Genomic DNA, 13,945 nt, shown 5'->3' with positions numbered 1-13,945 from the left:
TTCTCTAAACAGGTAAATTGCCATGTTTTTTACGAGGCCGGCTTTCCCGTTTGCTATTCAGCACACCCAGGGCGTCAATAATCTTGGCCCTCGTATCCCGCGGGTCAATAACATCATCCACAAAACCCCGGGTGCTGGCCACATAGGGATTGGCAAAATTATCCCGGTATTCCTGCACCAGGCGTTTTCTTTCTTCCATAGGATTTTCAGCAGCGGCAATTTCATTACGGTTAATAATATTAACAGCGCCCTCGGGGCCCATAACCGCAATTTCTGCAGTGGGCCAGGCATAAACCGTATCCGCCCGCAATGAGCTGCTGCACATAGCCAGATAAGCGCCACCATAGCCCTTGCGCAGAATAACGGTAATTTTGGGTACCGTGGCTTCCGAATAAGCGTATAACATCTTGGCACCGTGCCTTATAATACCGCCAAATTCCTGAGCCGTACCGGGCAAAAATCCGGGCACATCCATAAAAGTAACCAAGGGAATGTTAAAAGCGTCACAGAAACGTACAAAACGGCTTATTTTATCCGATACATTGATATCCAAACACCCGGCTAAAAAGTCCGGCTGGTTAGCTACAATACCCACTGATCGACCGTTGACTCTAGCAAAACCAATAACCCCATTCTTAGCATATAGCGGCAATACTTCAAGGAATTCACCGCCATCGACTACCGCAGTGATAATCTTCTTTACGTCGTAAGGCATATTGGGCTGATCAGGTACGATATTTAACAGCTCCTCGCGGTCAACTGCAGGTTCTTTGACTTCATAGCAAGGAGTCTCTTCCAGATTATTGGAAGGCAAATAGCTCAACAGCTGTTTTACCATATCCAAACAGTGTTCTTCATCTTCACCCATAAAATGAGCCACACCACTGGTTTGGTTATGGGTCAAAGCACCGCCCAGCTGTTCCATGGAAACTTCTTCACCGGTGACGGCCTTGATCACCTGCGGTCCGGTAATGAACATTTGAGAAGTGCCATTAACCATAAATATAAAGTCCATTAACGCGGGAGAATAGACGGCGCCCCCCGCACACGGCCCCATAATCACGGATAATTGCGGAATAACTCCCGAGGCCACGGTATTACGGAAAAATATTTCCCCATAACCGTTTAACGCATCTACGCCCTCCTGGATCCTCGCCCCGCCGGAATCGTTCAACCCGATCACCGGGGCCCCCGTACGCATAGCTAGATCCAACACTTTGCAAATCTTTTGAGCGTGTATTTTACCCAGTGATCCGCCGGTAACGGTGAAGTCTTGAGCATAAATGTATACTTTGCGCCCGTTGACCAGCCCATATCCGGTAACCACGCCTTCACCGGGATTTTTATCGGGATCCCCGGCAAATACATCTATTTCTTTAAAGGTACCCGAATCAAATATATAGTCTACTCTCTCCCGGGCTGTTTTTTTGCCCGCCGCATGCTGTTTGGCAATTCTTTTTTCGCCGCCGCCGGACTGTACTTTCTCTCTCAGTGCCTGCAGTTGTTCCAGCTTTTCCTGCATACTCATTACTTTGCAAAACCCCCTCTAATCGCGTTCACACAATTCAACCAGTGTTCCACAAGTTGCCTTGGGATGCAAAAAGGCAATTTTAGCCCCACCGGCTCCCCGCCTGGGTTTGTCATCAATTAATCTAACACCCGCCGCTTTAAGCTGGGCCAGTTTTTCTTCCAGATTATCCACCCTAAAAGCAATGTGCTGAATACCCTCTCCGTTTTTTTCAATATAGCGTGCTATAGGACCATCCGGAGTGGTACTTTCAAGCAGCTCCACTTCACTGTCGCCGGTGGGGATAAAGGCCACCTTTACCTTTTGATCCTCCACTACTTCCTCTTCGGTAACTTTTAAGCCTAAAACTTTCTCATAAAAATCCTTGGCCGCCGCTAAATTTTTAACAGCAATACCTATATGATCTACCTTTTTTACCACAGCATAGCCTCCTCTTTATCATCAGCTGCACACTATTAAAACAAAAGATTAATTTTATTCGCTTACTATATATTAACCCTATTTAAGAATTGGCAACCTTGCCTTCAATATAATCGATAATCGTTTGCGTACTGGTCCCCGGTGTAAATATTTCCGATATTCCTTTATTCTTTAATTCAGGGATATCTTCATCCGGAATAATGCCGCCGCCCAGCACCAGGATATCGCCGGCATTTTGTTTGCGCAACCCTTCCACTACAGCGGGGAACAGGTGCATATGGGCACCGGACAGACAACTTAGTGCAACAACAGCCACGTCTTCCTGCAGTGCCGCACCAATTATCTGGTCCGGTGTCTGACGCAAACCTGTATATATAACTTCCATACCAGCGTCTCTAAGGGCCTGGGCAATTACCTTAGCCCCCCTGTCATGTCCGTCCAAACCTGGTTTGGCTACCAGTACCCTGATCGGTTTTCCACTCATCCCACGCACTCCTCCTCGCTAAAACACGATTTGTTGCTGATATTCACCAAAAACGCCTCTTAACACACCGCAAATTTCACCCAACGTCGCGTAGTTTTTAACGGCCTCTATAAAATAGGGCATTAAATTCTCGCCGGTACCGGCAACGCCTTCAATATCCTTGAGTAATTTTTGCACCTTTTCGTTATCTCGTTCCGCCCGAAGTTTCGCTAATTTATCCGCCTGTCTCCGACCAACCAGAGGATCTACCCTAAGCAGATCTTTAGGACGTCCTTCCTCCATCTGGAACTTATTAAGCCCGATAACCACTTTGGCGCCGCTTTCAATATCTTTTTGATATTTATAAGCGCTGGTATGGATTTCTTTTTGCATAAATTCAATTGCTTTGGGTGCCCCGCCCAGATCATCAATTTTGCTGATGTATTCACCGGCCTTTTGCTCTATTTGGTTCGTTAAGTTTTCTATAAAATAGGAACCGCCCAGTGGGTCCACAGTATCCGCCGCGCCAATTTCATAACCAATAACCTGCTGGGTTCTCAAGGCAATCAATACGGAACTGTCGCTGGGCAGAGCCAGCGCCTCGTCCCGGGAGTTGGTGTGCAAGGACTGGGTTCCGCCCAGAACAGCACTTAAAGCCTGGTAGGCTACACGCATAATATTGACATCAGGCTGTTGAGCTGTCAATGTACAGCCGGCAGTTTGGGTATGAAAACGCAGCATCATTGATTTAGGATTTTTAGCACCAAAACGCTCTTTCATAATTTTGGCCCAAAGCCGACGGGCCGCCCTGAACTTAGTAACTTCCTCAAAGAAATTCAAATGCGCGTTAAAGAAGAAACTAAGCCGTGGAGCAAATTCATCCACATCCAGACCGGCGTCGATAGCGGCCTGTACATAAGCTATACCGTCCGCCAGGGTAAAGGCTACTTCCTGGACAGCGGTTGAACCGGCCTCCCGAATATGGTAACCGCTAATACTGATAGTGTTCCAACTGGGTACGTTTTTAGCGCAATAGGCAAATATATCAGTTATCAGGCGCATAGAATGTTCAGGCGGAAATATATACGTTCCCCTAGCCACGTATTCCTTAAGTATATCGTTTTGGATGGTTCCCTTTAGCTGTTCCTGTTTTACCCCCTGTTTTTCCGCCACTGCAATGTACATGGCCAGCAATATAGCAGCCGGAGAGTTAATAGTCATGGAAGTGCTAACTTTATCCAATGGAATTTGATCAAAAAGTGTTTCCATATCCAAAAGAGAGTCAATAGCCACCCCGACTTTGCCTACCTCTCCCATGGAGAGCTGGTCGTCCGAATCATAACCGATTTGAGTAGGTAAGTCGAAGGCAACGCTTAGACCGGTCTGCCCCTGATCCAGCAGGTAACGGAAACGCTTATTGGTTTCCTCGGATGTTCCAAATCCGGCGTATTGACGCATAGTCCAAAGACGGCCCCGGTACATGTTAGGCTGTACTCCCCTGGTGTAGGGATATTCACCGGGAAAGCTATTGGGGGATTGCCCGGCTATGTCTTCAGGCGTATAAACGGTATTAATATCAATACCCGAATCAGTTGAAAAATTCGGCTGCCGCTCAGGACGTTTTGCAGTTAATTTTTTTAATTTTTCGTTATATTTTTGTCCTTGTTCCTTAATGCTTTCCAATACATCACTGTCAAACAAACTATCTCCTCCTTTTACAGACAACCGGGGGATTATTTTAATACTTGACGAAGTAAATCGGGCACTTCAAAGGGCAGGGTCGCCACTTTGGCGCCCGCGGCCTGCAAAGCTTCCACTTTACCGTTAAACGTTCCCTTGCCTCTTTCAATAATGGCGCCGGCATGCCCCATACGTTTTCCTGGCGGAGCGCTCTTCCCGGCAATATATGCCACCACGGGCTTGGTCATTTTTTTGATATACAATGACGCTTCCTCTTCAGCATTGCCGCCAATTTCGCCTACCAGTACCACTGCCTTTGTTTTGGGGTCCTTTTCGAATTTTTCCAGAACACTCACAAAGGATAATCCTACCACCCGGTCACCACCCAGTCCAACTACCGTTGACTGGCCAAAACCGTTAGCTGTAAGATTACCGACAATTTCATAGGTCAAGGTCCCACTGCGGGCTACCACACCAATGGGTCCTTCCACAAAGAACTGGTTGGGAGGAATGCCTATTTTACATTTTCCCGAGGATACGATACCGAAAGTATTGGGACCCACCACAGTAGTTCCTTTACGACGTGCGAATTCAACAATTTCCATTTCATCATGGACAGGAATATGCTCGGTAACAATAACCAGCACTTTAATGCCGGCTGTAATCGCCTCAAATGCCGCATCTTTGGCAAAGGGTGCAGGTATAAATAATACAGAGGCATCTACCTGCTGTTCTTCACAGGCGGCATTAACAGTATCGTACACCGGCACGCCTTCCACTTCTTGCCCGCCTTTACCGGGAGAAACCCCGCCAACGACTTTTGTGCCATAGGCAATCATTTGGCGAGCATGGAATCTGCCCTGGTTACCCGTAATCCCTTGCACAATAACATTGGTCTTTTCATTAATAATAATGGCCACTATATAAACACTCCTTTACCATGCACGTTAATTGGCGTTTGCTATCTCCACGGCCTTGGCTGCTGCTTCTTGCATCACCTTGTAAGCTTCCATGCCGTTTTCCTTAATTATCCTGACTCCTTCTTCCTCATTGGTGCCAACTAATCGGATTACCACCGGAACCGGGATTTCTCTGACCTTCTTAACCTGAATAAGCGCATTGGCCACATCGTCGCAGCGGGTAATACCACCAAAAATATTAATAAAGATAACCCTGGGGTTGGTTTGCAGCAACAGTTCAATGGCTTTTGCAGTACCATCAACACCGGTACCGCCGCCGGCATCTAAGAAATTAGCCGGCTTGCCGCCATAGTGGGATAGTGTATCCAAACTGCCCATAGACATCCCCGCTCCATTGGCCATAACAGCAATATTGCCGCCCAGCTCCACAAATGCAAGCCCCAGATCATGGGCTTGCTTTTCAATATTCGTACGATCCTCCACGTAGGGGACATCTTTTTGCCGGAACAAAGCATCATCATCTATGGTTACTTTGGCATCCGCGGCAATCAACGTATCTCCACTGATTACCAGCGGATTGATTTCTACCAATTCGGCATCCTTTTCACGGAATAGCTTATACAGAAGGGGCAGCAAACGATTAAAATCCTTGACGACCTGCCCGGTAAGGCCCAGCCGCCTGGCGATTTCCCGGCATAAAAATGGGTACACACCCATGGTAATATCAATATGCTGTTTTACAATATGCTCATCCGGCACTTCCTCAATATCCATGCCCCCCTGAGCAGAAGCAATGATCACGGGTTTTTTGGCTGAACCATCGACTGTAATAGCCAAGTATAACTCTTTATCAATTTTAATTTTTTCCTCTACCAAAACCCTTTCCACTTTATGACCGTTTAAAACCATAGATAATACCTGCGATGCGGCTTCACCGGCCTCATCGGGACTGTCGGCAAACTTGATGCCACCACCCTTGCCTCGTTTACCGGCCAAAATTTGGGATTTCACCACCACTGTACCGTTAATTTCCTGGGCCGCTTTAGCTGCCTCTTGCGGGTCAGTCACCATCCTGCCACGGGGCACCTTAATACCAAAGGATGAAAAAAGATCCTTGCCCATGTACTCAAATAGTTTCACAACTGATCCTCCCTTTTAATTTATTACCTGGTCGCGTATATTTTAGTACCTTCTTCGTATAAATCCCCGCCCAGGGTATCGTTAACTACAATTACCGGAAAATCTTCAACTTCCAAACGATGTATGGCTTCCGGTCCCAGTTCCGGGTAGGCCACTACCTCACATTTCTTAATACTCCTGCTGATCAGGGCAGCGGCTCCACCCACAGCGGCAAAATATACCGATTTATATTGTTTTATAGCCTTAATAACATCGGGTGATCTCTTACCCTTGCCCACCATGCCTTTTAGGCCCAGCGCGATTAGTTTAGGAGCGTATACATCCATTCTGCCGCTGGTAGTGGGTCCGGCCGATCCTATAACCTGGCCGGGCTTGGCGGGAGAAGGACCTACATAGTAAATAACCTGCCCTTTTAAATTGATTGGCAGTTCCTGCCCTTTATCCAGTAGTTCCACCAGTTTTTTATGCGCTGCATCCCGTCCTGTATACAAAACGCCATTCAAAAGTACCTTTTGCCCGATGCGCAGTTTTTCCAAAACATCATCGGTAACGGGTGTAGTCAGTTTGATTTTAGTCATTGCCATATTATTCACCCCACTGTCCTATAAAATTACTTCTTTATGCCTGCTGGCATGGCAATTTAAATTAACCGCCACGGGCAGACTGGCAATATGAGCAGGATAAATCTCCACATGCACGGCCACGGCTGTGATACGACCACCCAAACCCTGCGGCCCAATCCCCAGATTATTGACAGCAGCCAGCAATTCCCTTTCCAGTTCAGCAATTTCCGGCCTGGGGTTTGGCGTACCCACCGATCTTAGCAAAGACTCCTTGGACAGCAGAGCTGACTTTTCAAATGTGCCGCCAATACCAACGCCAACAACTATTGGCGGGCAAGGATTTGGACCTGCTGCCGTAACAGTGTCTAAAACAAATTGTTTAACTCCTTCCACTCCTTCAGCAGGCTTCAGCATTTTAAAGGCACTCATATTTTCGCTGCCGCCGCCTTTGGGAGCCAAGGTTATCTTTAATTTATCACCGGGTACCAATTTTAAATGAATCACAGCGGGCGTGTTATCACCAGTGTTAACCCGTTCCAGTGGATGTCCGACAATTGACTTTCTTAGATAACCGTCAGTATACCCCCTGCGCACCCCCTCATTGATGGCGTCCTCCAAAGAACCTCCCTCAATATGTACTTCCTGCCCCAACTCTACAAAAATCACTGCAAAGCCGGTATCCTGGCACATGGGGACCTCCTCCGACTTGGCTATCTCAGCATTATCGATAATTTGCTGTATAATTTCTTTACCGGTCAGAGATATTTCTTGATCATATGCCTTTTGCAAAGCATCTAACATATCCTGTCCCAGAAAGTAATTGGCATCCTTGCAAAGCTTGGCCACAGCCTGCGATATGTTGGCCGTATTAATGGATTTAATGGCAATCCCCTCCCTCGTTTAAGAAACCGTATATTAACAATAAACACGCAATTTTTATGCCATTAAAGAATATTCTAATATAAATATTAATGGCACTACCAGCAGGGCTAACTAATAAAATTCTAACATATTTTGTTTTTAAAAAATACAATTCCATCAAATTACTTAATAGAATTTTATATTTTAGAAAGGGATTCGTTACAATGCTTGATTATACTATATATATTTAAAATCTAATTTTTTTAACTTTATTCTAAGTGTTCGAATTTTCAAATTTTGCCCTCTTTAACTTATTATACAAAGTAGCCAAGGATATATTTAATGCCTGAGCCGCCCTGCGTTTACCCTCAACTGTGCTGCCATACTTAGTCAAAGCTTTTTTAATTAGTATCTGTTCCATCTGATCAATAGGCAGCAACTCTACTTCTCTTTCGGGCGCGGTCTTAAACTGGCTGACATATTGAATAAAATTTTTCTTGGTTAAAACTTCTTCATCAACAGTTACCATTACTCTTTCCACTACATTTTCTAATTCACGCACATTGCCCGGCCAATCATAACTGTATAACACTTCCTCCGCATCTTGAGAAAGGCCCTTAACCTTCTTACCCAGTTTACGATTCAACTTAATAATTAAATGATTAACCAAAGACGATAAATCTTCTTTGCGCACCCGCAAAGGAGGTATGGTTATTTCAACAACGTTAAGTCTATAATAAAGGTCTTCCCTAAATTTTCCCGACCTGATCAGTTCCCTGAGATTTCTGTTGGTAGCTGCAATCACCCGTACATCAACACGTATGGTTTGGTTGCCGCCAACTCTTTCAAACTCCATTTCTTGCAAAACACGCAGCAGTTTTCCCTGCAAAATTAAGTTCATATCACCAATTTCGTCCAAAAAAATTGTTCCTCCATTGGCCAACTCAAACTTGCCAATTTTAGATTTGTTTGCTCCTGTAAAAGCACCCTTGGCATACCCAAAGAATTCGCTTTCCAAGAGGTTCTCCGGAATAGCGGCACAGTTTACCTTAATAAATGGTTTTTCCCGCCTGGAGCTGGCATGGTGAATAGCATGGGCAAACAACTCCTTGCCCGTGCCGCTTTCCCCCAGCAACAATACCGTTGAATTACTGCGGGCCGCTCTTTCAGCCACCTGAATACTTCTTTTTAAATCAGGGCTGGTGCCTAAAATATCGGCAAAACTGTATTTGCATGTGGTAACCTGACCTAATTTGTCATAAAGATTCTCTATCATGGTGGTACGCTGGCGCAATTCATCCATTATTTTCATTACATCGGTGAAATGTTGAAAAACCACCACCGATCCTTCTAAATTACCATCTACAATAATGGGAGACGCATTGCTCACGACTTCGGCATTGCTTCCTCCTACTTGAGTGGGGTGGCCGAATACATTTTTCCCGGTCTTAAGCGCCATGGCCAGCGCACCGTCCGGCGATATTTCAAAAACATTACGACCTATCCTTTTATCTGCAGGTATACCTGTAACACGGGTAAAAGCCGGGTTTACGTACTTAATTATCCCGTTTTTATCCGCCACCTCAACGGCTTCTTGAACAGAATTCAATATAGTTGATAACTCGCCCTGGATCATTTTTATATGCAGCAATTCTTTTTTTTCCCTAAATAAACGCAACATCAAACTAACCGCACTGGTTTCTATGACCGAAGCCGGTCTGTTTATTTTTTTAATAATTTCATTCACATCATCGTTCGTTACTGTATTTATAATTACATCTAAATCTTGTATATCCGGAAGTCTTTTTATGTCATAGATTTTCATTTTTTCATTAACCCAAAACTCACTCGCCGTATTCTCAGTGTCTGTTCTAAACAAGCATACAATTTTTACATCCTCAATATTTTTCAATAAACTATAAACTGATTCTCCATCATCGCCGATGCCAATAATAGTTACTCTCTGCATAATTCACCACCTTCTCATGATAAGCAGATAAATTCCCACTGTTCAGATAAATTCGACGATTAATAGATAAATCCTTCTAAAAAATAAAATTAATTGTTTGCGAACAAATGTTTATCTATCATTCATTTGTGATATAATTGTTATATATTTGGAAAGGTGTTGTTTGATATTGAAAGATAACTTAAGTAAACGCGAGGAAGAAATATTAAATTTTATCAAATACGACCTACAAAAAAAAGGCTACCCACCTTCCGTAAGAGAAATAGGTCAAGCCGTTGGATTAAAGTCAAGTTCCACTGTACACAGCTATCTGCGCAGACTTGAGGAACGGGGGTTTTTAAGAAGAGACCCCGCAAAACCAAGAGCGATTGAAATAATGCTTGATAACGATAGGCCTTTCAGGGCAATGGTTTCCGTACCGGTGTTGGGCCGGGTTGCGGCCGGTGCCCCCTTACTGGCTTTAGAAAACTATGATGACACGTTTCCATTACCGGAAGATTTTGTCGGACGCGGCGAATTTTTTATGCTCAACGTTAAAGGCGACAGCATGATCGAAGCGGGCATTTTGGAAGGAGATCTGGTACTGGTCAGACGCCAGCCATGCGTGGAAAACGGCGATATCGCAGTCGCGTTAATAGGAGAAGAGGCCACCATTAAAAGATTTTTCAAAGAAAACGACCACATTCGGCTTCAACCTGAAAACTACAGACTATCCCCCATACTGATAAAAGAAGTACAGATACTAGGCAAGGTAATAGGTCTGGTGAGAAAATTCTGAATGCGAAAAACTCCTTATCGGCTTTTGCAATAAGGAGTTTTTTAAATCAACGTTTTTGGCAATTTTCATTATATCCCTTTAACATGGCCACAAAAGTATCGGCAGCATAATTAGCCATACCTGGATAGAATCTAACCATATAAAAACTGCGGATCATGCTGGTACCGTACAAGTTAGTTTCTCCAACCCTACCGGCTTCAATAACATCTGCGGCTGCCCATCTGGAAACAAAAGCCACCCCCATGCCGGCCTGAACAGCGCTGATAACCGAACGGGTACTGCCAAGCTCCATTTCTACTTTTAAATTGCCTATATCTACACCTTGTTTAACCAGAATATCAAACATAGATTTTCGTGTACCGGAACCTTCTTCCCGTAATATCAGCTTCTCGTCGACCAACTCAAATATACTAATAGTTTTCCCCAACCAGCGATGACCCGGAGGAACAATCAGCACCAGTTCATCATCAAGCCACTTTTTAAATTGCAAATTATCCTGTTGATTAATGGCACCTACTACACCCAGATCAATATCCCTTTCCCGCACCCACTTGAGCACATCCCCACTGCCTGCAATACGCAGGCTCACCCGCACCCCCGGGTATTTAATCCTAAATAAGCCGATAATTCCAGGCAAAAGATATTCTCCCGGAATAGTGCTGGCGCCAATCACCATATGACCGGACTTTAGACCCCGCAACGCATCCAATCCCGCTCTGATTTTATCGTAATGACCCAACATCTGTTTTGCCTCGGGATAAAGTAACCTACCGGCCTCGGTAAGTGTTACTTTTCTTTCACTGCGCTGAAAAAGGGTAACGCTGAGGTCCTCTTCCAAAGCTTTGATTTGAAAGCTAACGGCAGGCTGGCTCATGTATAATTGTCCGGCGGCTCTGGTAAAACTTTGCAGCTCGGCTACCCGAACAAATGCCTCCAATTGTTTAAAATTCATCAGCTATCACCGCCGTAAAATTTCCCCGGCCGCTTTCATTAGCCCAATTTTCGTGTAGTGCAGGGAAAGGCCTCCCTGGAAATAAGCTACAAAGGGCTCGCGCAATGGTGCGTCAGCGGTAAACTCCAATGAAGCACCCTGCACAAAAGTACCGGCCGCCATAATAACAGGATGAACATATCCGGGCATGGGTGAGGGGACGGGTGCAACATGGCTGTCCACAGGTGAGGCACTCTGCACGCCCCGGCAAAATGCCTCCAGGCGATCCGCTGAGCGAAGCACTACTGCCTGGATGATATCAGTACGGGTCGTCTCCGGGGCGGGATAAACTTCGTATCCAAGTTCCTGAAAGAAACATGCCCCCCAGATGGCCCCGCGCAAAGCTTCCATAACAATATGCGGAGCCATGTAAAACCCCTGAAAAAACTGACGCTGCCAGCCCAATGTGGGCCCTACGTCAGCCTCAATGCCAGGGGCCGTCAATCTCCGGGCCGCCAGCTGTACCAAGTGTTGCCTTCCGGCCACGTAACCCCCGGTAGGTGCCAGCCCACCGCCGGGGTTTTTAATAAGTGAACCGGCAATCAAATCGGCGCCATATTCGGTTGGCTCCGATTGTTCTACAAATTCACCGTAACAATTATCCACAAATATCACAGTATCCGGTTGTCTGTGCTTAATAAACCGACACAGCTTGTCCAACTGGACCATATTTAAGGATGGTCTGGTACTGTAACCGCAGGAGCGCTGCAGCAGCACCATTTTTACCGGTTGCCGCAGCGCCTCGTCAATACTTGACCAGTCAAGTTCATTACCGGGCAATAATTCAACTTGCCGATAACGCACCCCTATATCTGCAAGAGAGCCCTCGGCAGCATCGTGAACGCCGATTATTTCCTCCAGTGTATCATACGGCTTGCCTTGAACCGTCAGTAATGTATCACCGTTTTTTAATACTCCGAACAGACATAAAGCGATAGCGTGGGTACCGCTAACAATCTGCCCGCGCACCAAGGCTTCTTCGGCACCAAAAACCCGTGCAAATACTTTTTCCAGAGCATCACGTCCGTCATCGTCATAACCATATCCCGTTGACCCTCTGAGATGAAACGAACTAACCCGCGCCTCCCTGAAGGCATCCAATACTTTGCCATGATTGGCGTATTCCACGGGCTTTAATTGACCATAGATCTCCTCGGCCCTATTATCAACGCCGGCAGCAATAACTGTTAAATCTTTCAATGGCACTCACTCACTCCTTGATATACAATGACTAATTTTGCACACTATCCCGTGCCCCCACTATATCCTCCCTGCTTAATGCCATTAAATCTTCCCTGGTGATTCCTCTCCGATCCATAAGCCGCACCGCCTGAACACGCATGGCCCTTTCGATTAAGTTGCGCACCAATCTGGCATTGCCATTATGCTCATGCAATCTAGGCATGGACTCGATGATCATGTACATTTCTTGCTTGGCCCCATAAGATAAACTATACTGTCTTTGCTGCAGCATCATTTCCGCTATGGCCATTAATTCATCGGTAGAATAATCGGGGAAATTTATATGTATGGGAAACCGGGACCGTAGGCCCGGGTTGGTTTGCATAAATTTATTCATTTCCTCTTTATAGCCGGCCAGTATAATAATTAAATTATCCTTTTGGTCCTCCATCCCCTTGACTATTGTGTCAATAGCCTCCTTGCCAAAATCCTTTTCACCGCCCCTGGCCAACGAATAAGCCTCATCTATAAATAAAATACCACCCTGAGATTTTTTTATTTGGTCTCTGGATTTTTGAGCTGTATGGCCAATATATTCCCCCACCAGATCAGCTCTTTCCACCTCCACCAAATGACCCTTGGGCAGAATACCTGCTTCCCTGAATAATTTGCCCAGTATCCTGGCCACAGTAGTTTTACCTGTGCCGGGGTTTCCTTTAAATACCATATGAAGTACTTGAGACTCGGTATGCAGTCTTTCTCTGGAGCGACGTTTTTGTATCTCCATAAATGCGTATATTTCTTTAATATGTTTTTTAACACTATTTAAACCTATGAGTGAATCCAGTTCTTTTCTTATTTCATTAACTTTCTTTTCCGAATCTGCAGCCTTTATTCCCTGCTTTTCAGAAATTAACACGTCCTTGTCGCCGCCCCGGGCAGGACACTCGCTGCCGGTCCCTTTACCCCCCGCTGTATGCCACATCTTGATTTTAACCATTCCATCACCTCACCGGGCTTCTTATTAATTTTTATGCGCCCAGCCAGGTTAACCTGAACTAAAAATTAAAGTCTCTCTTTTGAGAGAGACTAATTAACAGGAATTTTAAAGACGGACCGCTGGAAATTCATTAAATATGTCATACATAATATGTAAAAATTTAAAGACATAGTCCGTATACTTTTATTTAGCCGGGTTTTACTTCCGAAAAAGATGTATTAACCGGCTTCATGGGGCTGACCGTGGAAATAGCATGTTTATATACCATCATTTGTTTACCGTCACTTTCCATAATCACAGTAAAATTATCAAAACCCTTTACCATACCTTTTAATTGAAAACCATTCACCAAAAAAATTGTAACAGGTATATTATCCTTTCTGACCTGGTTTAAAAAAGCATCTTGTAAATTTATTTGAGGCTTTGTCATGTGATTCCCTCCGTTGGTAT

At 45.1% G+C, this 13,945-nt stretch carries 14 protein-coding genes; 1 reads left to right on the top strand and 13 read right to left on the bottom strand.

Annotated elements, in window-relative coordinates; all coding sequences use genetic code 11:
* Positions 1 to 4 precede the first annotated feature (4 nt).
* From ABDB91_RS07410 to ABDB91_RS07370, 9 genes are all read right to left on the bottom strand, one after another.
* Positions 5 to 1,528 (bottom strand): carboxyl transferase domain-containing protein, encoded by a 1,524-nt coding sequence (locus tag ABDB91_RS07410; RefSeq protein WP_347490977.1) that lies wholly within the window; start codon positions 1,526 to 1,528, stop codon positions 5 to 7.
* Between the two features lie 18 nt (positions 1,529 to 1,546).
* On the bottom strand, positions 1,547 to 1,948 hold the full coding sequence (gene mce / locus ABDB91_RS07405) for a methylmalonyl-CoA epimerase (protein WP_347490976.1): 402 nt from the start codon (positions 1,946 to 1,948) through the stop codon (positions 1,547 to 1,549).
* An 82-nt stretch (positions 1,949 to 2,030) separates the two neighbouring features.
* The gene (locus ABDB91_RS07400) at positions 2,031 to 2,432 is read right to left on the bottom strand and encodes a cobalamin B12-binding domain-containing protein (protein WP_347490975.1); all 402 of its coding nucleotides are present in this window, start codon (positions 2,430 to 2,432) and stop codon (positions 2,031 to 2,033) included.
* Positions 2,433 to 2,450: 18 nt separating this feature from the next.
* Positions 2,451 to 4,112, bottom strand: a complete 1,662-nt coding sequence (locus ABDB91_RS07395; protein ID WP_347490974.1) for a methylmalonyl-CoA mutase family protein — start codon at positions 4,110 to 4,112, stop codon at positions 2,451 to 2,453.
* A 32-nt stretch (positions 4,113 to 4,144) separates the two neighbouring features.
* Entirely contained in the window at positions 4,145 to 5,011 is an 867-nt protein-coding gene (gene sucD, locus ABDB91_RS07390; RefSeq protein WP_347490973.1) for a succinate--CoA ligase subunit alpha, read from the bottom strand.
* 27 nt (positions 5,012 to 5,038) lie between these two features.
* Positions 5,039 to 6,151: an ADP-forming succinate--CoA ligase subunit beta gene (gene sucC, locus ABDB91_RS07385; RefSeq protein WP_347490972.1), complete on the bottom strand. Its 1,113-nt coding sequence runs from the start codon at positions 6,149 to 6,151 to the stop codon at positions 5,039 to 5,041.
* Between the two features lie 23 nt (positions 6,152 to 6,174).
* The gene (locus tag ABDB91_RS07380) at positions 6,175 to 6,729 is read right to left on the bottom strand and encodes a Fe-S-containing hydro-lyase (protein ID WP_347490971.1); all 555 of its coding nucleotides are present in this window, start codon (positions 6,727 to 6,729) and stop codon (positions 6,175 to 6,177) included.
* A gap of 24 nt (positions 6,730 to 6,753) precedes the next feature.
* Positions 6,754 to 7,596, bottom strand: coding sequence for a fumarate hydratase (locus tag ABDB91_RS07375; protein ID WP_347491553.1), 843 nt, complete (start codon positions 7,594 to 7,596; stop codon positions 6,754 to 6,756).
* Positions 7,597 to 7,849: 253 nt separating this feature from the next.
* Positions 7,850 to 9,544, bottom strand: a complete 1,695-nt coding sequence (locus tag ABDB91_RS07370; RefSeq protein WP_347490970.1) for a sigma 54-interacting transcriptional regulator — start codon at positions 9,542 to 9,544, stop codon at positions 7,850 to 7,852.
* Between the two features lie 169 nt (positions 9,545 to 9,713).
* On the opposite strand from ABDB91_RS07370, the gene lexA reads away from it, so the two are divergent.
* Positions 9,714 to 10,322, top strand: coding sequence for a transcriptional repressor LexA (gene lexA, locus ABDB91_RS07365; protein ID WP_347490969.1), 609 nt, complete (start codon positions 9,714 to 9,716; stop codon positions 10,320 to 10,322).
* Between the two features lie 46 nt (positions 10,323 to 10,368).
* On the opposite strand, the gene ABDB91_RS07360 is transcribed toward lexA, so the two are convergent.
* From ABDB91_RS07360 to hfq, 4 genes are all read right to left on the bottom strand, one after another.
* On the bottom strand, positions 10,369 to 11,274 hold the full coding sequence (locus ABDB91_RS07360; RefSeq protein ID WP_347490968.1) for a selenium metabolism-associated LysR family transcriptional regulator: 906 nt from the start codon (positions 11,272 to 11,274) through the stop codon (positions 10,369 to 10,371).
* Positions 11,275 to 11,280: 6 nt separating this feature from the next.
* Entirely contained in the window at positions 11,281 to 12,519 is a 1,239-nt protein-coding gene (locus ABDB91_RS07355; protein ID WP_347490967.1) for a methionine gamma-lyase family protein, read from the bottom strand.
* A gap of 25 nt (positions 12,520 to 12,544) precedes the next feature.
* The gene (locus ABDB91_RS07350; RefSeq protein WP_347490966.1) at positions 12,545 to 13,495 is read right to left on the bottom strand and encodes an AAA family ATPase; all 951 of its coding nucleotides are present in this window, start codon (positions 13,493 to 13,495) and stop codon (positions 12,545 to 12,547) included.
* Between the two features lie 187 nt (positions 13,496 to 13,682).
* The gene (gene hfq / locus ABDB91_RS07345; protein WP_006522562.1) at positions 13,683 to 13,925 is read right to left on the bottom strand and encodes an RNA chaperone Hfq; all 243 of its coding nucleotides are present in this window, start codon (positions 13,923 to 13,925) and stop codon (positions 13,683 to 13,685) included.
* Positions 13,926 to 13,945 lie beyond the last annotated feature (20 nt).

Source organism: Desulfoscipio sp. XC116, assembly GCF_039851975.1.
Taxonomy (GTDB): Bacteria; Bacillota; Desulfotomaculia; order Desulfotomaculales; family Desulfallaceae; genus Sporotomaculum.
This window is presented reverse-complemented; position numbering and strand designations above follow the sequence as displayed.

Bases quoted from the DNA above. Each gene is read 5' to 3' on its own strand.
- ABDB91_RS07410 (WP_347490977.1), bottom strand. From the start codon at position 1,528: ATGAGTATGCAGGAAAAGCTGGAACAACTGCAGGCACTGAGAGAGAAA.
- ABDB91_RS07400 (WP_347490975.1), bottom strand. From the start codon at position 2,432: ATGAGTGGAAAACCGATCAGGGTACTGGTAGCCAAACCAGGTTTGGAC.
- ABDB91_RS07380 (WP_347490971.1), bottom strand. From the start codon at position 6,729: ATGACTAAAATCAAACTGACTACACCCGTTACCGATGATGTTTTGGAA.
- ABDB91_RS07370 (WP_347490970.1), bottom strand. From the start codon at position 9,544: ATGCAGAGAGTAACTATTATTGGCATCGGCGATGATGGAGAATCAGTT.
- ABDB91_RS07360 (WP_347490968.1), bottom strand. From the start codon at position 11,274: ATGAATTTTAAACAATTGGAGGCATTTGTTCGGGTAGCCGAGCTGCAA.
- ABDB91_RS07350 (WP_347490966.1), bottom strand. From the start codon at position 13,495: ATGGTTAAAATCAAGATGTGGCATACAGCGGGGGGTAAAGGGACCGGC.
- hfq (WP_006522562.1), bottom strand. From the start codon at position 13,925: ATGACAAAGCCTCAAATAAATTTACAAGATGCTTTTTTAAACCAGGTC.